The sequence below is a fragment of the Leucobacter sp. UCMA 4100 genome (assembly GCF_027853335.1).
Classification (GTDB): Bacteria; Actinomycetota; Actinomycetes; order Actinomycetales; family Microbacteriaceae; genus Leucobacter_A.
This window is the reverse complement of the sequence record NZ_JAFEUS010000002.1, coordinates 354558-373567: the sequence shown is the minus strand read 5'-3', so window position 1 is coordinate 373567 and position 19010 is coordinate 354558. Positions and strand designations below refer to the sequence as shown.

Sequence of the window (19010 nt, the reverse complement as noted above, 5' to 3'; positions counted from 1 at the left end):
CGCCCGCGGCACACGCGGCAGAATGCGTTCCAAGCAGCGATATGGGATGCGTGCAAGGCATCATCAAAACGAGTGAGGGAGAGCCGGCTGCTGGCCTCGAACTCACCATGACCGGTGGCGAAAGCGACGAGACCACCACGACCGATGAGAATGGTCGGTGGAGCTTTTCGGTGAGCGAGGCGGGCTCATATACCGTCGCGGTAACCGAAGAAAGCCTGCCAGACGGGCAGTTCTTGAAGTCGAAAGACCCACGTACCGTCGACGTCAAACTGCACACGGTTTCGGCCGCGCTGTTCGGGCTCAGTGACGAGCCGGGCCAGGCGTCTCCGACAACCGAGACAGACGACTCCGACAGTGACTCAGAAGGCGCCGAGGCTACCCCGGGGGCGAACCCCAACGTCGTAGAGGGGCAGCCGGCTCCTGAAGCGGGCGGCGACGGCTTCTCATGGCCGCGTTTCTGGCAGCAGCTCGCGTCAGGGATCCGCATGGGGCTCCTGCTCTCGCTCGGTGCTGTGGGGCTCTCGCTCGTGTACGGCACGACCGGTCTCTCGAACTTCTCTCACGCCGAGATGCTGTCGATGGGTGGCATCTTCGCCTTCCTCTTCATGCAGATCACCGGAAATCTCTGGCTGACCGGTCTCATCGTTGTTGCGCTGATGGCCGGGGTGGGCTGGCTGCAAGACGCCGTGTTATGGAAACCGTTGCGGAAGAAACGGCTCAGCCTCATGCAGATGATGATCGTCTCAATCGGCTTTTCCATCGTGCTGCAAAACATCTTCCAATTCTTCTTCGGCGCCAACATCTTGCGCATTGATCCTTCGACCCCGAAAACGGTGCGCATCTTAGGCGTCACCCTCACTGTGCAGTCGTACATCGCGATGGGCATTGCCCTCGTGCTCATCATCGCCGTTGGGCTCATCATGAAGTACACCAGGTTCGGCAGGGCGACAAGGGCGGTGGCCGACAACAGGCCGCTCGCCGAGGCGTCGGGCATCGATGTGCAGCGGGTGATCCGCCTCGTATGGGTCATGGGAGTTGCCCTCGCTGGCCTCTCGGGCATGCTCATCGGCCTCGTGCTTAACGGCATCGCTTGGAATACCGGGTGGCACTTCTTGCTGCTGCTGTTTGCCGCGGTGATTCTCGGCGGCATCGGCACCGCGTTCGGTGCCATCGTCGGCGCGATGATCATCGGCATCATCGTCGAGACGGCAAACATTTGGCTGCCTGGCGATCTCAAGCACGCAGCCGCACTCTTCATTCTCATCGTGGTACTGCTCGTGAGACCACAAGGCCTCTTTGGCCGAAAAGAGCGGATCGGTTAAGGAGCAACCCATGGAATTCTGGACAGGACTTCTGCAGGCAATCCTGCAGACCGCGCTTTCTCCGGTCACCGCAGCATTTGTGATTGCCGCGATCGGACTCAATATTCACTTCGGCTTCACGGGCCTCATGAACATCGGCCAGGCGGGCTTCATGCTCGTTGGCGGCTACGGTTTTGTCATCTCAGTCATGCACGGCCTCGGGGTGTTCCCGGCGATCATCATTTCCATGCTCGCCTCAATGCTCTTTGCACTGCTGCTCGGCATTCCGACGGTCAAGCTCAGGGGAGACTACCTCGCGATCGTGACCATCGGCGCGGCAGAGATCGTGCGCATGGTCGCCCGACTCGCGAACATGACCCCACTGACCGGCGGGCCGAGCGGCATTCAGAGCCCGCTCTTCCGTGAAGGGCTCAACGCTCTCTCGCCGCTGCCGGAGGGTCGAACGACGTTCCTCGGTATGACCTACGTCAACACCGGTGTTGATGACTGGTGGTCGCGTATCGTGGCTTGGTCTCTCGTCGCGCTCTTCCTGCTTATCACCTGGCTGATCATGCGGAGCCCCTGGGGCCGTGTGCTGCGGGGCATTCGTGAAGACGAAGACGCCGTGCGGAGCCTCGGCAAGAGCCCCTTTTCGTACAAGCTGCAGGCGCTCATGATCGGTGGCGTGATGGGCGGCTTTGGCGGCATCATCATGTCGCTCACCGCCGCGATCAACCCCGACGGCATGGGTCGTGCGACGACCTTCAACCTCTGGATGATCATGCTGCTTGGTGGCGCCGCCACGATTCTCGGGCCACTGCTCGGGTCGATTCTCTTCTTCGTCGTTCGCCTCGTGATCACGAGCGCGATGACCGAGTTCGTACCCTCGCACATTCTCTCGGGGCAGCAAACTGAGATTATCGCGTGGGTGCTCATCGGCCTCATGCTCATGCTGCTCGTTATCTTTAGGCCGCAAGGCATTCTCGGCAACAAGAAGGAGCTGTCATTCAATGTCTGACCGCAACTACCCCTCAGACCGCGAGGCCCTACGCGCAGAGCTGCGCACGCTCGATCAGGTGCCTGGCGTGGCAAAGCCCGACCCTATTCTCACCGTCGACAGTGTGACGCGTCGTTTCGGTGGCATGACGGCCGTGAACGTGCGACACCTCGAGGTGCCCCGCGGAGCCATCACCGCGCTCATCGGCCCGAACGGCGCGGGCAAGACAACGTTCTTCAACCTGCTCACCGGTTTTGACCACCCGTCGAAGCCAGCCGGGGGCCAGGAGCGCCCCGCGTGGAGCTTCAATGGGCAAGACCTTGGCCGCACGAGTGCGACAAAAGTGGCCCGGTCGGGCATGATCCGCACATTCCAGCTGACGAAGGCGCTCAGCGGTATGAGCGTGCTCGACAACATGCTCATTGGTGCAAACGACCAGCCCGGTGAAAACCTGTTCGTGAGCCTTGCCAAACCGTTCTGGGCGAAACGCGAGCGTGAGAATATCGAGCGGGCTGAGGCGCTGCTCAAGCGATTCAAGCTCGACGCGAAGCGCGACGATATGGCTGGCGGCCTTTCTGGCGGCCAAAAGAAGCTGCTCGAGATGGCTCGCGCGCTCATGGCGAACCCGTCGATGATCATGCTCGACGAACCCATGGCGGGCGTGAACCCGGCGCTGACGCAGAGCCTGCTCGAGCACATTCAGCGGCTGCGCGACGAGGGCACCACCGTGCTCTTCGTCGAGCACGACATGCACGTTGTGCGGCACATCTCTGACTGGGTTGTCGTCATGGCCCAGGGCGAGGTGATCGCCGAGGGTCTGCCAGAAGAAGTCATGACAACGCCCGCCGTGGTTGACGCCTATCTCGGCGCGCACCATGACCGCGACCTGGGTGATGACGCGTCGCTCACGACCGGCATCATGCTGAACATCTCAGAGCAGATCGAAGAAGAAGTCAGGGAGGAGTCGCGATGACCACCGCGCCACAGCCAATCATGAGGGCCGACGGGCTCGATGCGGGCTACCTGCCCGGAATCAACATTCTCAACAACTGCTCGCTCGAGGCGTACCCTGGCGAACTCGTCGGCATCATCGGCCCGAACGGCGCCGGCAAGTCGACCCTGCTCAAGTCGCTCTTCGGGCTGGTGAACATTCGCAAGGGCACCGTCACGCTCGACGGCAAAGACGTCACGAAGCATCGCACGAACCAGCTCGTGCGTGAGGGCGTCGGCTTTGTTCCGCAGACCGACAACGTGTTCCCGTCGCTCACGATCGAAGAGAACCTGCAGATGGGGCTGTACCTGAAGCCGCGTGAGTTCGCTGAGCGTGCCGACGAGATGTGGCAGTTGTTCCCGATGCTGGCGGATCGTCGCAAGCAGCTCGCCGGCTCGCTCTCGGGAGGCGAGCGCCAGTCTGTTGCCATGGCCCGCGCGCTCATGATGAAGCCGAGCGTGCTGCTGCTCGATGAGCCGAGCGCGGGGCTCTCGCCTGTTCGTCAGGACGAGACCTTCATTCGCACGCGGCAGATCAACAAGACCGGTGTCACGATTATTATGGTCGAGCAGAACGCTAGGCGCTGCCTGCAGATTTGTGATCGTGCATATGTGCTCGATCAAGGAACGAACGCCTACGAGGGAACTGGGCGCGGCCTCGCAAACGATCCGCGAGTCATCGAGCTCTACCTCGGTACGCTCGCGAAAGATGTTGAGGCGAAGTCGCAGGCGCAGGGCGCCGGCGAAGCCTCATAACGCAGTGGGCGCCCGTTGCGAGAACGGGCGCCCACTGCTGTGGCGGTATGCCAAGCGTTCCTGATTACTGGTGCGTGCCGCCGTCGATGCGCACCTCGGTGCCGGTGATGAAGCGAGCGTCGTCGCTCGCGAGCATCGCAACGACGCTTGCCACGGTCTCGGGGCCCGCGAAGCCCTGGCCGAGTGCCGGCTGCAGTTTTGCGAGGAGCATCATGTCGGCGTCAGCGGGCAGGCCCGGGCCCTCGCTCTGCTTGCTTGCCCCTGACCCGTCGGTCATACCTGACGAGATTGAGCCAGGCTGAACGGCGGTGAAGCGGATGCCCTCTTTCGCGTACTCTGCGGCGAGCGCGTGGGTCATCGACTGGATGCCACCCTTGCTCGCTGCGTAGGCCGACATGTAGGGGTGAGCAAAATTTGCCGATGTCGAGCTGAAGTTCACGACTGCCGAGCCGTTGCCTTCGCGCAGTGACGGGATTGCCTCACGAATCATGAGGAACGTGCCCACGAGGTTAATGCGCAGCACCTGCTCAAACGATTCGACCGAGGTCTCGTGCGTGTGAGACGAGCGCAGGATGCCGGCGGCGTTGACGAGCGCGTCGATGCCCCCGAGCCACTCTGCCGCTTCTGCGACACCAGCCTTGACCGAAGCCTCATCGGCAACGTTCACGACGACGGTGTGCAAGCGGTCGGCGGCGTCGCCCGCTTTGGTGACGGTGTCGGCGAGGCCAGCCTCTGAGACGTCGGCTGCGACGACCCTGCCACCTTCTGAGAGCATGCGAAGAACGGTTGCCTGGCCAATGCCTGAACCGCCTCCGGTAACGAGTGAGCGGCGACCTTCATAGCGTTTCATGGGGTTTCCTTTCGTTGAAGTCTTACTGGCGCGAATTGCCTTAGTGGCATATCGTGTCACTTAGTCTAACCATGTCGCCTGTGGTTTTATTCCCGCCTACGATAGAGGCATGAATACTTCGCTCTCACTCACCGAACGCCGTAAGGCCGAAACGCAGCTCGACATCGCTCGAACCGCGGCCCGGCTCTTTGCCGAGCATGGCGTTGCTGGGGTGACCGTCGAGCACATTGCTGCTGAGTCCGGGGTCTCCGTGCGCACCTTCTATCGCTACTTCCCGTCGAAGCAAGACGCCGTTGCGCCACTCTTAAACGTCGGTGCGGCAAGGTGGCGTGCTGCGATCGAGCGGCACGATGACGGCGACTTGCCGAGCGCGATCGCCGCGGCCGTCGTCGAGGTGCTGACACCTGACGATGATCGCTCCCGTGCTGAGCTCGATGAGGTGCGCGGCTTACTCAAGGCCGCTCACGGTGACCCGGCGCTCAGCACCGTCTGGCATCGCGTGAACGGCGAGGCAGAGCGGCAGCGCTCGCCGCGGTGCTTGACGAGCACGCGAGCGAAACAGCATCGGCCTTTGCGGTGCGCCTTCTCGCCGCTGCAGCAACAGATGCTATTCGGGTGAGCCTCGAACACTGGTCGGCGGGTGAGCAAGATACAGAACGCCCTGCAGTGCTCGCACGCAGGGCGTTCACGCAGCTCTCGCGCGGAATCGAGGGGCTTTCGGCCTAACGCTTAGATGACGCTGAGCGGAAGCGCCGGGCGAGGTGCCTTGATGCCCGGAATCTCGGGGCAGTACGTGCCCTTGTAGATCGTTGGCATGCATCGGTTGCAGTGAATGCACTGCGATGCGGTTGCCGGGTTGGCCGCGATTTTTTGGATGAGGTCGGGTTCGCGCAGGAGTGCTCGCCCCATCGCGACGAAGTCGTAGCCCTCTTCCATCGCGGTATCCATGCCATCGCGGTCAGTAACACCGCCGAGCAGTACCATGGGTAGCTTGAGCTCGCGCCTGAACTGCTTCGCCGTCTCCATGAAGTACAGGGGCTGGTACTCGTACTCGCGCATGAAGAAGCGGCCCACCATGCGCAGACCGAGGTTGAGCAGCGGGTTGTGCTGGTTCTTGGCAAACTCCTTCACCGGGGCGCCGCCCTTGAAGAGGTAGAGGGGGTTCAAGAGGCTTGAGCCCGCGGTGAGCTCAAGCGCGTCGAGCGTGCCATCTTGCTCGAGCCAGAGCGCGGTCTGCAGGGACTCGTCGACCTGAATGCCGCTCTTCGCTCCGTCTTCCATGTTGAGCTTCGCGAGAATCGCGACCTCGCCACCAACGGCCTCGCTGACCGCCTCCATGACGCCCCTCGCGACCTTAGCGCGGTTGGCGAGCGATCCACCGTATTCGTCTTTGCGGCGGTTGATGCCTGGCGAGAGGAACGAGCTCGCGAAATAGTTGTGCCCGAGGTGAATCTCGACAGCATCGAAGCCGACATCGCGTGCCATCTTCGCGGCCTCAGCGTGCTGCCTCGTGATGCGGGTGATGTCATCTTTCGTTGCGACACGGTTCGGGCGAAGACCAAGCATGTTCATCGAGAAGCTTGGCGCGAGCGCCGGATACTTCGTTGACGAGGGGTCTGAGACGGGGCCAGCGTGACCGATCTGGGCCGACACCTTTGCGCCGGTCTTGTGAATCGACTCGGTGAGCTGGCGCAGGCCGGGGAGGGCCTCGGGGCGCCAGTGAATCTGGTTTTTCTCAGTGCGACCCTCTGGGGCGACCGCGAGATAGGCGACCGTGGTCATGCCAATGCCGCCCTGGGTTGGCGCGAGGTGGTAGTCGATGAGCTCTTGGCTCACGAGCCCCTGCGGCGCCATGCCCTCCCACGTCGCCGCCTTGATGATGCGGTTGCGCAACGTGATGGGGCCAAGCTGTGCCGGTGAGAGCACGTCAGGCGTTGTGGGGGTGTGCGAATCGGTCATGGGTTCCTCTCTGCGACCGGGCTGCTGTGGGTTCAGCGGCCAGGCGCGGGGTCGAGCACTGTGATCCACGACAGTGCGTCGGCGACCGCCTCAGCGGCGTCGCCGTTGCCCCCAGCCATCGCCCAGTCGAGCAGGGCACTGGAAGCTGCCGCGTGCAAACCTGCGGCAATAGCCCGGGCGGTTGTCGCCGGGATGTTTGGTGAGCGCTCGGTGATCGCCCCTGCGAGCTCGGCTGTCCAGCTTTCACTCACGGTTCGAAAGGCGCTTCGAAGGAGCGGCTCGGCGCTGAGCACGCGCTGCCAGATGAGCGGAATGTTGCCGGTTTGTGTGTCGACCGCAACCGCCTGCGTGACGAGTTCGCGCAGCAGGGTGTCGAGCGGTGCGTCGCTCGGGGCCTCTGCGAGCGCCGCATTGAGCCGTTCTGCGGCAGCATCGACGCCCATCGAAACGAGGTCGAGCTGTGAGTTGAAGTGTCGCGTCAGTGTGCGAACGCTCACGCCACTCGCCTCTGAGATATCTCGCCAGGTCGTCGCGGCAAATCCCTGTTCGTCCCACAGTCGAAACGCCACTTCGCCGATGGCGTCACGGTTGATGACGCTCGGGCGGCCGCGGCGGTTTTCTGATGGCTGTGTGGTGGGGCTCATGGCCTCACCGTAGCATTATTGTCCATAATAGTCAAAAATGCTATCCTGGGGCTACAATACAGAACGCCTCGGTTGGGGGCAGCCCGCCGAGGCTGAGCCAAAGGAGAGCGCTATGAGTACCTCAGTCGAACAGTTTGCAGGCAAGGTTGCCGTTATCACGGGTGCATCGGCTGGCATCGGCCACGGCTTTGCCTCACAGGCGGCAGCGCTCGGCATGAAGGTTGTGCTCGCCGATATCGCCCGAGAGCGCCTCCAAGGCGCCGCTGAAACGTTGCGAGAAAGTGGGGCAGAGGTGCTGGCAGTCGTGACCGACGTGTCAGACCCGGCCTCGGTTGAGGCGCTTGCGAAGCGCACGATTGAACACTTCGGAAGCGTCGATATGCTCGTGAACAATGCGGGCATTATGGCGATGGGCTGGTCGTGGGAAATTCCAGCCGAGAAGTGGGACGCGATGCTGCGCATCAACATTGGCGGCTACGTGAACGTGCTGCGCGCCTTCGTGCCCAGAATGATTGAGCAGGGAACGCCGGGGTGGATCATGCAGCTTTCGTCCATCGGCGGCCTTTTCCCGAGCCCACTGATGGCCCCGTACAGCGTGACGAAGTTTGGCACGCTCGCGCTCACCGAGTCGTTGCATTACGAGCTGCAAATGATGCAGTCGCCCATTCAGGTCTCGGTCGTCATGCCAGACTCGGTGAAGAGCGACATCTTTGTTGCCGCGAAGAGCGCGAGCACCCGACCAGAGGCCGACGCGTTTAACCAGAGCTTGCAGCTGCGTGCCGAAGAGACGGGCATTACGCCAGAAGAGCACGCACGCCGCGTCTTCGAACAGGTCGCCGCGGGCCGGTATTGGGTGACTCCGCAGCCCGAGGCCATTGACGAGGGCATCATGCCGCGGGCAGAGATGATTCGCGACCGCACGACGCCAGTGCTCGACATGGGGCAGTAACGTCACCCTTCACCCGGCTGTAACGCGCGGGTGAGTGCATGAAATGGCTGAGGCCGGTTTCCATCTGGAAACCGGCCTCAGTGCTGTGTGGAGAGCGGGGAAGAGGTTAGCCCTCGATCTCGCCTACCGCCTGGGGTTCATTTTTGCCGTCGAACTTGTACAGGCCGATGAGCGCTGTCGAAGGCTCGTTGTCTTCGTTCAGCGGGCCACCACCGGCACGGCCCTGATACTGAATGTCCTTATCGTCTTCGAGCAGTGCGAGGCAATCCTTGAACGACTCGCACTTCTCGCCGCCGTCAGAGCCCGAAACCGCGTGCAGGTTTGCCTTGATGGTCTCGGTGTCGGCAGAGCCGCCACGCTGCGCAGCGAGAGCTACGAGAATCACGGCATCGTATGCCTCGGGCGCAAAGTTCGTGCTCTTGCTTGCGTCAGACTGAACTGAAACGAGGTCGGCCTCGAATGAGTCGTCGACCGTACGGCCAGGGGTCGTACCCTGAGCGCCCTCGAGGAGCCCCTCATCGAACTCGGTGTAGGGCACCGTATTGCCGTCAACGAGGTACAGGTTCTTCAAGTCGAAGCCCTGAGCGGCGAGCTCGGGAATCGCCTGCTTCGCCTCAACATAGCTCACCATTGCCACAGCATCGGGCTTTGAGTCGAGCGCGGCCGTGACCTCTGACGAGAAGGTGGTCTGTGCCTCGGGGAACTCTTCGCCCTTACCCTTCGCACCAAAGGTGACCTCGGCTCCCGCATCTTCCAGGGTCTCCTGCAGGTTGTCTCGCAGGCCCTTGCCGTAGTCGTTATTCTGCGTGAGCACCGCTACCTTCGTGTGGCCGTCCTGCAGAATGAGGTTGCCGAGAGCGCGGCCCTGAATGATGTCGGAGGCGATGGTGCGGAAGTAGTTCTCGTTGATGCCCGCGAGCGCGATGCCCGTGTTCGATGGCGAGCCCATGAGAATGCCGGCCTCGGTGAGCTTCGGCATCGCGGCGTTCGTGTTGCCGGTGCCCATGGCGCCGAGAACAAAGGCTGGCTTCGCCGCGATAATGTCGTCGACGCTCTTCGAAATGATTGTGGGATCAGTCGGATCGTGCTCGTTGCCCTCTGCGACGAGTTCAACGGGGTTGCCGAGCACGCCGCCTGCGTCGTTGATGTCTTGCATCGCGAGCTTGATGGCTGCCTGCGGCCCGTAAATCAGGTGCTCGAGTGAGCCTGTCTGGGGCAGGAGCGAGGCGATCTTCAGAACCTGCTCGTCTGAACCACTGCCTTTGCTGTCGCCGGAAGGGGCGTCGCCTTTGCCTGAGTCGCTGCTGCAGCCACTCAGCGCGAGAGCGGCACTAGCGATAAGCGCGGTTGCGCCAATCAGCTGCTTCGAAAACTTCTTCATTGAGGAGGCCTTTCTGCGTTGCGCATGTCGCACCGTTGCGACATCTAGCCCGAGCATAGCTAGCCTTTGACGCGGGTAAAGCCCGGGAATGCATATCGTTAGCGTCTCGTGACCGAAAAGCCTCGCATCGCTAAGCACTCACAGCAATGACAATGGGGCGGTGCGGCCACCGAACACGATGGTCGCACGGCCCCATTGGGAACGGCTAAGCCTTACGCTGAGAAGCGGAAGACCTTCTTGTTGATGAACTCTTCGATGCCGAAGGGGCCGAGCTCGCGGCCGTAGCCCGAGCGCTTGATGCCGCCGAAGGGAACGTCTGCCGCATCGAGGCCTGCGCCACCGATGAAGACCATGCCAACGTCGAGCTTCGAGCCAACCTCGATCGCACGGTCAGCATCGTCACAGATGAGTACTGAGCCGAGGCCGTAGGGCGATGAGTTCGCGAGTTCGACTGCCTCTTCATCGCTCGAAACCTTGTAGAGCTGTGCAACGGGGCCGAAGAGCTCCTGCTTGTACAGATCCATATCGGGGGTGATGCCCTCGAGAACAGTTGGCGTGTAGAAGTTGCCCTTGGGCTCGTTGTCGCCCGTGAGTACGGTGACGCCCTGAGCAATGGCGTTGTCGAGCTGCGCGGTGAGCGTCTCGGTTGCCTTGTCGCTCGAGAGCGGGCCGAAGTCACCGTTCTCGTACGACTGTGCGCTCATTGCAGCAACGAACTTCTCCTTGAACTCGTCGTAGTACTTGTCCATGACCACGATGCGCTTCGAGCCGTTGCATGCCTGGCCCGAGTTCTCCATGCGGCCACCGACGGCGTTCTCAACGGCGAAGTCGATGTCGTTGGTGTCGAGCACGAGCAGAACGTCTGAGCCACCGAGCTCGAGTACGCACTTCTTGAGTGCGCGGCCAGCCTGCTCGGCGACGATTGCGCCAGCACGCTCTGAACCGGTGAGTGAAACGCCCTGAACGCGATCATCAGCGATGATGGTCGAGATCTGATCGTGCGTTGCGTACACGTTGACGTAGGCACCCTCTGGCAGGCCAGCGTCGATGTACATCTGCTGCAGGGCAGCTGCCGACTCGGGGCACTGCTCTGCGTGCTTGAGGATGATCGTGTTGCCAGCGATGATGTTCGGCGCGGCAAAACGAGCGATCTGGTAGTAGGGGAAGTTCCACGGCATGATGCCGAGCAGAACACCGAGGCCCTGGCGGCGAACGAAGGTGCGCTGCCCGTCTTCAGTGTGAAGCTCCTGGTCCTTCAAGAACTCTGCACCGTTCTTTGCGTAGTACGAGATGATCTCTGCCGAGAACTCGACCTCGCCCACCGCCTGGTCGACGGGCTTGCCCATCTCGCGAACGATGATGTCTACGAGCTCGTCTTTGCGCTCGAGGTGCAGGTCTGCGACGCGCTGAACGAGCGCTGCGCGCTCCTCAACGGTCGTGTTGCGTGACCATTCCTGGTAGGTCTTGTGCGCGCTCGCGAGCGCGTCTTGAATTTCTGCATCGGTTGCATCAGGAAACTCCACTACCTTTTCTCCGGTAGCGGGGTTGATAACTGCGTACTTGCCCATGAACACTCCTTGTGATGGTGTAGCGGAGGGGAGAGAGGGGTGCCCCTCAACCCACAATCCACTATAGCTGTCAGAAACAGACAAAACAGATGGTATCTCAGGCGATTCACCACCGATACCGAGGCGATCTTCATGAGATAGCGCTGTTTTCGTTACTTGCGCCGCTTTTTTCCGAAGCGAGAATGCTTTGGAGTGTCGTCGGTGGGCGGGAGCGTCATGGGCTCAGAAGGAAGGTCGACCGGAATCTGAATCGGTTCGGTATCAGGAATGGGGGTCGCATCGACACCGCGCAGATCGGGGGCCCAGCGGGCCGCGAAGCCCGACACGATGACCGTGAGCACGAGAAAGCCAGTCGACACCCAGATGGCGCCGAGTGGGCCCGACGCGTCGACGGCGATGCCAGCGATGGCTGAACCGAGGGCGGCGCCAATGAGGTGTCCCGTCTGCATCCAGCCGTATGACTCTGCGGTTTCAGAGAACTTCACGGTCGACGAGACCATGGTGAACAGTGCCGAGATCATGGGTGCCGTGCCGAAGCCGCCAACGAGCAGCACGGCGCACAGCCACCACATGTTGAACGAGAGCAAGCACAGGGCCGTGCCCGCGAGCACGATGATTGAGCGCATGACGAGCGACCAGGGGCCGGGAGCATTCTTGCCGATCGTCACGCCACCGATGAGCGAACCGAGTGCAAAGAACCCGAGCACGATGCCCGATTCAAGCCCGTCATGGCCGTAGATCGAGACGATACCGAGCTCGATCGAAGCGAACGAGGCGACAAAGAGAAAACCGATGATGGTCGAGAGCAGCACCGTGGGGCGCGTGAGCACCGCACCGAGCCGCCTGCGCGAGCGCGGAATGCGCACAAGCCCGATTTGCGGGGCCGAGATGAACCATGCGCCGCCGCCAATCATGAAGCCGGCCGCGACGAGCAGGCCGAGTGCGGGGTTGCCAATCGCCGCGATGAACACCGCGAGTACGGGGCCCACGATCCAGATGATCTCTTGCAGCGCCGCGTCGAATGAGAAGAGCGGGGCGACCTGGTGCCCTGGCACGAGTTTCGGGTAGATCGTTCGCACCGCGGCCGTGATGGGCGGCGTGAAGAGCCCCATGATGAAGGCGATCGCGCCGATCACGATGAGCGGCGCGTGAACGGTCGCGATGATGGTGAGGGCCGTCGCGCTCACTGCCGAGGTGGCGATAAGCACGGGCCGCATGCCCCAGACGCCCATGAGGCGCGTCGAGATGGGGCCAGCAACCCCCTGGCCGATACTCATGCAGGCGAGCACGATGCCGGCCGAGGTGTAGTCACCGAAGGTGTGCTCGACATGCAACATCAGCGCAATCGAGAGCATGCCAGACGGAAACTTCGCAGTGAGTTGCGAAGTCAGAATACGAAAAACGCCTGGTGTCTTGCTTAGCTCGGTAAATACTCCCACCATGAGAGTCTAGGCGGTAAAAACGGGAAGCGACAGCCCCGCGCCGCACAGGGTCACGTTGACGCGCAGAACCGACCAGCGGCTACTGAGCCTGACCCGTGAGCGCTTTCATGATGCGCTTTGCCGAGACTGTTCCGCGGGTGCCGAGTTGCTGCGCGAAGAGACTGATGCGCAGCTCTTCGATTAACCAGCGAACCTCGGGAAGCGGGCTTGGGGCATCCGGGGCGAGTGGGAATGATCCGCCCGCCTTCTCATATGCCTCGCTCACACGATCGATCTCGTTCTGCCACACGCGATCGCGGCCGGCGTTCGCCTGCAACTGTTCCATGCGATGGCGGATCGCGCGCAAGTACACTGGCAACCGGTCGAGCTGGGCGAGCCCCGTGAGAGAAACGAAGCCCTGGAAGACGAGTGCGTCGAGCTGTGCCGAAGCGTCTTTGACCTGGCCGAGCGTGTGCAACGAGGTCGCCTTCTCGATCGCCTTTCGCGCGAGCCTCGCCTCGTTGAGGGTCGCCGCGGTGAGGGCGATGCCGCGGTAAATGTCGTCGATGAGGGTGCGGGCGTAGGTGTCGGCGATCTTTTCGAACACGGCTGCCTCGCGCACCATCCCTCCCGGAGCGAGGCGTTCGATGAGACCGTCAACGGTCGCGAGGCTCACGTCGGTGATGGCCTCGTCGAGCGTGCGGTACGGGCCACCGCCTAAGAGCAGCTTTTCGTCGTTCGAGAGGTGCTCGCGAATGTACGAGGCGGGGCTCGGGGTGCTGAGCAACACGAGCCTGCGCACGCCGCGGGCGCTCAGCCTGCGCTGCTCGGCCTGATCGGCGACGAGCACGATGTCGACGTGCTTCTTGCGATCGACAATGGCGGGGTATGCGCGTACGACGCCGCCGTGGCCCCGTTTGTCGTACGCCGCGTCGATGTGCTCCGGCAGGTCGCCAAAGCTCCACGAGGTGAGCCCCTTCTGCTCGATCTCGTGGGTCACGGCACCCGGTTGTACCCGCTGCGTAACGCTCGCGACCTTGCCGCGCACCTGGTCTTTGAACGTGTGCTTGAGCTGGTCGACGTCTTTGCCAGCGCCGAGCGTCTTGCCACGCTCGTCAATGACCCTGAACGTCGGGGTGAGGTGGTGCGGCAGGCGTTCGAGGTCGAAGTCGTCGGCCGTGACGGGCTGAGAGGTATGGCGGCGGATCGCTCCCGCGAGCAACGTGGTGAGCGAGGGCGAGTCTTCGCGATCGAGCTCTGCTCCGATTTCATCGAGCAGGCGCTTCGCCCAGTCGTTGGCGGGAACCACGTGCTTACGGATGCTCTTGGGCAGCGACTTGGTGAGGTTGGCGACGAGTTCTTCACGAAACCCGGGAACGAGCTTCGCGAAGTCTGCCTGCTCGAGGCGGGGGAGCAACGGCAGGGGCACGCTGAGGGTCACCCCGTCGTCTTGCGCCGTCGGGTCGAAGCGGTACCGCAGCTTCAGGCGTTGATCGCCGTACTGCCATACCCGGGGAAACTCGGTGTCGCTCGCTTCTTCGCCCTCGACGAGATCGTCGCGGGTCAGGTGCAGCAGCTTGGGCGTCTCGTTCTGCTGCTTTCGCCACCACCCCTCAAAGCTGCGCATCGACACGACATCGGCCGGAATGCGCTCGTCGTAAAACGCGTAGATGGCATCGTCGTCGGCGACGATATCGCGCCTGCGGCTGCGCTCCTCAAGCTGTTCAAGTTCGCGACGCAACTGCCAGTTTGCGCGGTCGAATGCCTGCGGAGAATCCCAGTCGCCCTCGACGAGCGCGTGCCGAATGAAGAGCTCGCGTGCATGTTCTGCGTCAACTCGCGCGAACTGAATGCGGCGACGCTCGATGAGCGGCACGCCAAAGAGCGTGACGCGCTCGTACGCGACGGCCGCGCCCTGCGATTTCTCCCAGTGGGGTTCAGAGACCTGCCGCTTGGCGAGCGGGCCTGCGAGCTCTTCGGCCCATGCCGGGTTCACGACAGCGTTGCCGCGCGCGAACAGCCGCGAGGTCTCGACGAGTTCGACACTCATGACAAACTCCGGCGGCGCTTTCGCGAGCACCGATCCGGGGAAGAGTACGAAGCGTGTGCCGCGAGACCCGATGTACTCCTGGGCTTTCTTGCGCTTTGATCCGCGAATATCTCGGCGTTGCGCGTCATCGCGCACGCCGAGCCGCGAGAGGAGCCCCGCGAGCACCGCGCGGTGGATCGCCTCGGCTGGGGATCCCGTCGCAGCCTCTTCGCCTAAGACCGGCATGTTTTTGGTCGCGCTGGTGAGCTGGCGAACGAGGTCCATCCACTCGCGAACCCGCAAGTAGTTGAGAAACTCCTTGCGGCACAGCCTGCGAAATGCCGATGACGAAAGGGCGCGCTGCTGCTCTTGGAGGTAGTTCCACAGGTTGAGCAGCGTGATGAGGTCGCCCTCGGGGTCGGTGAAACGGGCGTGCAACTGGTCGGCACGACCACGCTCTGCCTCGGGCCGCTCGCGCACGTCTTGAATCGTGAGACCGGCGACGAGCGCCCGAACCTCGTCGGTCACCCCGAAGCGCTGCGCCTCGACGAGCATGCGGGCGAACCGCGGCTCGATCGGCAGCCTCGAAAGGGCTCGGCCGATGCGTGTGATGCGGCCTTTCTCGACCGCGCCGAGCTCGGTGAGGAGCGTCAGGCCGTCAGAGATACCGCGCTTATCGGGCGGGGTGAGAAACGGAAACTTCGCGATGTCGCCAAGCCCGAGACTCATCATCTGCAGCATGACCGAGGCGAGGCCCGTGCGCAAAATCTCGGGGTCGGTGTACTCGGGCCGCGCGAGATAGTCTTCTTCGCTATAGAGGCGCACGACGACGCCCGGCTGCGTGCGCCCGGCACGACCTGCTCGCTGGCCAGCGCTCGCCTGCGAGATCGGCTCGATGGGCAGGTGCTGCACCTTGCTGCGGGTGTTATAACGCGAGATGCGAGCGGTGCCGCCGTCGATGACGTAGACGATGCCCGGCACCGTGAGGCTCGTCTCGGCGACGTTGGTCGCGAGAATGACGCGCCTTGCCGAGCCAGACTTCGAGAAAACCCGGTGCTGCTCTGCCGCGCTCAGCCTACCGTAGAGCGGAAGAATCTCGAGCGGCTGCCTGAGCCTGGCGTTGAGCCCCTGCAGGGTGTCTTGCGCGTCGCGAATCTCAGACTCTCCGGAGAGGAACACGAGAATGTCGCCGGGGCCCTCGCGGGTGATCTCGACGACGCTCTGCTCGATCGCGTCGACGAGTTCGAGTGGCTCGGCGCGCTGGGCGGCCTGCTTGCGCTTGCCGGTGGCGTTGTTGCTTCTGGTGCTGTTGCTGTTTGCGTTGTTGCCGCTGGCAGGCGCGGCACGCTGCTCGGGATCTTGGTCAGTCTCTGGGGCGGGGTCAGGGTCTAGCGGGCGGTACCGCACCTCGACGGGGTAGGTGCGGCCAGATACCTCGATGACCGGCGCAGGGTTGCCACGGGAATCGGCGAAGTGCTTAGCGAACGACTCTGGGTCGATCGTTGCCGAGGTAATGATGACCTTGAGATCGGGACGCTTGGGCAGAATGCGGTGCAGCCAGCCGAGCAAGAAGTCGATGTTGAGACTGCGCTCGTGCGCCTCATCGATGATGATCGTGTCGTACTGCTTGAGGAGCTTGTCGCGGTGAATCTGGTTGAGCAAGATGCCGTCGGTCATGACCCGCACGCGGGTGTCGGCCGAGACCTTGTCGGTGAAGCGCACCTGGTAGCCCACGAGGTCACCGAGCTCGCTCCCAAGCTCTTCGGCGATACGCTCGGCGACGGCCCTTGCCGCGATACGGCGGGGCTGCGTGTGCGCGATGCGCTTTGCGCCGAGCTGCAGCGCGATCTTCGGGAGCTGGGTCGTCTTGCCCGAGCCCGTTTCACCCGCGACAATCACGACCTGATGGTCTGAGATGGCGCGAGCAATATCGTCTCTGCGCTGAGTGACGGGAAGCTCGGGAGGAAACGTGATGTCTTGCATACTGTCTCCATTATCGCGCAGGTTGCGTTTCGCGGCTGGATGGCCGGAGCGGCCCGGGGTGAGCGGTCACCCGTGGGGTGTGCGCTGGGGGTGCGCGGGGAGGGCGCGCTGGTCGCGGGAGTGGCTACGGGCTTCTCTCGTGAGCGGCCCCGCGCCGGTTGCGCGTGGAAAGGCTACGCCTCGGGAAATTGTTGGCAATTTTAGGGGTAAAAAGGGTGATTTCGGGTGAAAAGTGCAAACAATTTGGCGGTAGGCCGAGTAGGCATGGACAACACATGAATTCTCCACAGGCACCCTGCCAGCACTCACCGACACCGACTAGAGTGGGGTGCATGACGAACACTGAGGTACCAACGCTTTCGCTGCTCGACGGCAACACGATTCCGCAGCTCGGACTCGGCACGTTTCTCATGCAGGGTGAGACCTGCGAGAGCATCGTCGCCGAGGCGCTCGCCGTCGGCTACCGCCACATCGACACCGCGATGGTGTACCAGAACGAAGAAGAAGTCGGCCGCGCAATCGCCGCCTCTGGCATCGCTCGTGATGACCTCTTCGTGACGACGAAGCTCGCAAACACCGAGCAGACTGACCCCATCGGTGGCTTTGAGCGCTCGCTCGATCGCCTTGGACTTGACGGTGTTGACCTGTACCTGCTGCACTGGCCGCTGCCAAAGCGAGACACCGCGCTGCCCGCATGGGAAGGGATCGTGAAGATCGCCGAGTCGGGCCGCGCCCGTTCAATCGGCGTGTGCAACTTTGAGATCGAGCACCTCGAGCAGATCATCGACGCGACCGGCGTCGTGCCCGCGGTGAACCAGATCGAGCTGCACCCAGAGAATCAGCGCAAGGAACTCGTCGACTACTGCACCGAGCGTGGCATCATCATCGAGTCCTGGGGCCCGCTCGCGCAGGGCAAGAGCGACCTCCTGAGCCGCGAGGCAGTGCTTGCTGCCGCAGAGGCCCACGGCAAGACTCCGGGGCAGATCGTGCTTCGCTGGCACGTCGAGCGTGGCGCCGTCGTCATTCCGAAGACCCAAACGCCCTCACGCCTCACCGAGAACGCGGCAATCTTCGACTTCGCGCTCAGCCCTGCCGAGCACCAGGCCATTGACGAGCTTGAGTCGGCGACGAACTACGGGCCTGATCCGCGTTCATACGACGGGTAACGCGCGTGGCTACGAACTGGCGCGAGGTGCAACAGCGCCTCGCGTTTCATGAGCCCGTTCCCGACCACTCACTTGACGCCCAGGGCATCGACCAGGAGGCGCTGTTCGCCGAGCTCTGGTCGAGGCCGGGAACGCTCGTGCTGCCGTTGCAGGGCGACAGGGTGCTCGTCGACGCCGATGGTCGGCTCGCGTTGCTCTCGCCCGGGCAGTTAGGCGACGGTGCAGGCGCCGACGCGGCGTTGCGGCTATACCTCGGCAGGGTCGAGACCGAAGAGGGCATTCCTGACGATGGGGTGCTCGTTGCGGCGGCACCCGATGCCGAGAGCGCCGGAGCACCCGTGATCGCCGTTCTTGTCGACGAGCATGAAGCCGAGCAGATCACCGCGGGGCAGTGGAAGCCGCTGCGGGCGATGAGCGCCGAGCTCGACGCTCGTGACGTTGGCCTTGCGACCCGTGCCGTTGCGCTCGCGAACTGGCACCGGTCACATCCCTTCTCGCCGACGACCGGTCACGCGACTAGGGTCACCAACGGCGGCTGGGTGCGGGTTGACGAGGTGAGCGGCGCTGAGCTCTTTCCGCGTACCGACCCCGCCGTGATTATTGCTGTGCTCGACGATGAAGATCGCCTCTTACTCGCCTCAAACATGGCCTGGGACTCGCGGGTGTATTCGCTCATCGCGGGTTTCGTTGACCCGGGCGAATCGCTCGAGCAAGCGGTTCAGCGCGAGGTGTTCGAAGAGAGTGGCGTGCAAGTGAGCGATCCGGCGTACCTCGCAAGCCAGCCATGGCCATTTCCGGCTTCACTCATGCTCGGGTTTCGGGCTCAGCTGACCGGAGGCGTCGACTCGACCCGGCCAGACGGCGTTGAAATACGCGAGACGAAGTGGTTCACCCGTGCCGAACTCGAGGCCGAAGTTTCCGCTGGAACGGTCATTTTGCCGGGAAAGGCGTCGATCGCGCGGGCGATCATTGACACATGGCTCGGCGAGGCGCTCAATACCCCGTAAGATTGAGGG

At 62.9% G+C, this 19010-nt stretch carries 15 protein-coding genes; 8 read left to right on the top strand and 7 right to left on the bottom strand.

What is annotated here, in order from left to right:
• Positions 1 to 41: 41 nt before the first annotated feature.
• The 4 genes from JSO19_RS01940 to JSO19_RS01925 are packed head-to-tail and all read left to right on the top strand — an operon-like array spanning position 42 to position 4044.
• The gene (locus tag JSO19_RS01940; RefSeq protein WP_270909419.1) at positions 42 to 1322 is read left to right on the top strand and encodes a branched-chain amino acid ABC transporter permease; all 1281 of its coding nucleotides are present in this window, start codon (positions 42 to 44) and stop codon (positions 1320 to 1322) included.
• 10 nt (positions 1323 to 1332) lie between these two features.
• Positions 1333 to 2319 carry a branched-chain amino acid ABC transporter permease gene (locus tag JSO19_RS01935; RefSeq protein ID WP_217131758.1) on the top strand — a complete coding sequence of 329 codons (987 nt, stop codon included), beginning with the start codon at positions 1333 to 1335 and terminating at the stop codon, positions 2317 to 2319.
• Positions 2312 to 3271, top strand: coding sequence for an ABC transporter ATP-binding protein (locus tag JSO19_RS01930; RefSeq protein ID WP_217131759.1), 960 nt, complete (start codon positions 2312 to 2314; stop codon positions 3269 to 3271). Before JSO19_RS01935 ends, JSO19_RS01930 begins: the two co-directional genes overlap by 8 nt.
• Positions 3268 to 4044 (top strand): ABC transporter ATP-binding protein, encoded by a 777-nt coding sequence (locus JSO19_RS01925; RefSeq protein WP_270909415.1) that lies wholly within the window; start codon positions 3268 to 3270, stop codon positions 4042 to 4044. Before JSO19_RS01930 ends, JSO19_RS01925 begins: the two co-directional genes overlap by 4 nt.
• 64 nt (positions 4045 to 4108) lie before the next feature.
• On the opposite strand, the gene JSO19_RS01920 is transcribed toward JSO19_RS01925, so the two are convergent.
• A complete protein-coding gene (locus JSO19_RS01920; RefSeq protein ID WP_270909413.1) occupies positions 4109 to 4894 on the bottom strand; it encodes an SDR family NAD(P)-dependent oxidoreductase in 786 nt (261 codons plus the stop codon).
• 109 nt (positions 4895 to 5003) lie between these two features.
• Here JSO19_RS01920 and JSO19_RS01915 point away from each other — a divergent pair, with 109 nt between their 5' ends.
• Positions 5004 to 5513: a TetR/AcrR family transcriptional regulator gene (locus JSO19_RS01915; RefSeq protein ID WP_270909411.1), complete on the top strand. Its 510-nt coding sequence runs from the start codon at positions 5004 to 5006 to the stop codon at positions 5511 to 5513.
• A gap of 110 nt (positions 5514 to 5623) precedes the next feature.
• On the opposite strand, the gene JSO19_RS01910 is transcribed toward JSO19_RS01915, so the two are convergent.
• Together JSO19_RS01910 and JSO19_RS01905 are read right to left on the bottom strand one after the other, a co-directional pair.
• Positions 5624 to 6853: an NADH:flavin oxidoreductase gene (locus tag JSO19_RS01910; protein WP_270909409.1), complete on the bottom strand. Its 1230-nt coding sequence runs from the start codon at positions 6851 to 6853 to the stop codon at positions 5624 to 5626.
• 32 nt (positions 6854 to 6885) lie between these two features.
• Positions 6886 to 7497 (bottom strand): TetR/AcrR family transcriptional regulator, encoded by a 612-nt coding sequence (locus JSO19_RS01905; protein ID WP_270909407.1) that lies wholly within the window; start codon positions 7495 to 7497, stop codon positions 6886 to 6888.
• 112 nt (positions 7498 to 7609) lie between these two features.
• Here JSO19_RS01905 and JSO19_RS01900 point away from each other — a divergent pair, with 112 nt between their 5' ends.
• Complete coding sequence (locus tag JSO19_RS01900) at positions 7610 to 8446, top strand: SDR family NAD(P)-dependent oxidoreductase (protein WP_270909406.1); 837 nt, start codon at positions 7610 to 7612, stop codon at positions 8444 to 8446.
• Positions 8447 to 8552: 106 nt separating this feature from the next.
• Here JSO19_RS01900 and JSO19_RS01895 read toward each other — a convergent pair whose 3' ends face one another.
• The 4 genes from JSO19_RS01895 to hrpA all read right to left on the bottom strand — a co-directional run bounded on the left by JSO19_RS01895 (position 8553) and on the right by hrpA (position 16828).
• A complete protein-coding gene (locus JSO19_RS01895) occupies positions 8553 to 9827 on the bottom strand; it encodes an ABC transporter substrate-binding protein (protein ID WP_270909404.1) in 1275 nt (424 codons plus the stop codon).
• Between the two features lie 212 nt (positions 9828 to 10039).
• Positions 10040 to 11395, bottom strand: a complete 1356-nt coding sequence (locus tag JSO19_RS01890; protein ID WP_270909402.1) for an NAD-dependent succinate-semialdehyde dehydrogenase — start codon at positions 11393 to 11395, stop codon at positions 10040 to 10042.
• A 152-nt stretch (positions 11396 to 11547) separates the two neighbouring features.
• Positions 11548 to 12837, bottom strand: coding sequence for an MFS transporter (locus JSO19_RS01885; protein ID WP_270909401.1), 1290 nt, complete (start codon positions 12835 to 12837; stop codon positions 11548 to 11550).
• A 79-nt stretch (positions 12838 to 12916) separates the two neighbouring features.
• Positions 12917 to 16828, bottom strand: coding sequence for an ATP-dependent RNA helicase HrpA (gene hrpA / locus JSO19_RS01880; protein ID WP_270909399.1), 3912 nt, complete (start codon positions 16826 to 16828; stop codon positions 12917 to 12919).
• A gap of 332 nt (positions 16829 to 17160) precedes the next feature.
• Here hrpA and JSO19_RS01875 point away from each other — a divergent pair, with 332 nt between their 5' ends.
• Positions 17161 to 17994, top strand: coding sequence for an aldo/keto reductase (locus JSO19_RS01875; RefSeq protein ID WP_270909397.1), 834 nt, complete (start codon positions 17161 to 17163; stop codon positions 17992 to 17994).
• Positions 17995 to 17999: 5 nt separating this feature from the next.
• Positions 18000 to 19001 (top strand): NAD(+) diphosphatase, encoded by a 1002-nt coding sequence (gene nudC / locus JSO19_RS01870; RefSeq protein WP_270909395.1) that lies wholly within the window; start codon positions 18000 to 18002, stop codon positions 18999 to 19001.
• Positions 19002 to 19010: the final 9 nt, after the last annotated feature.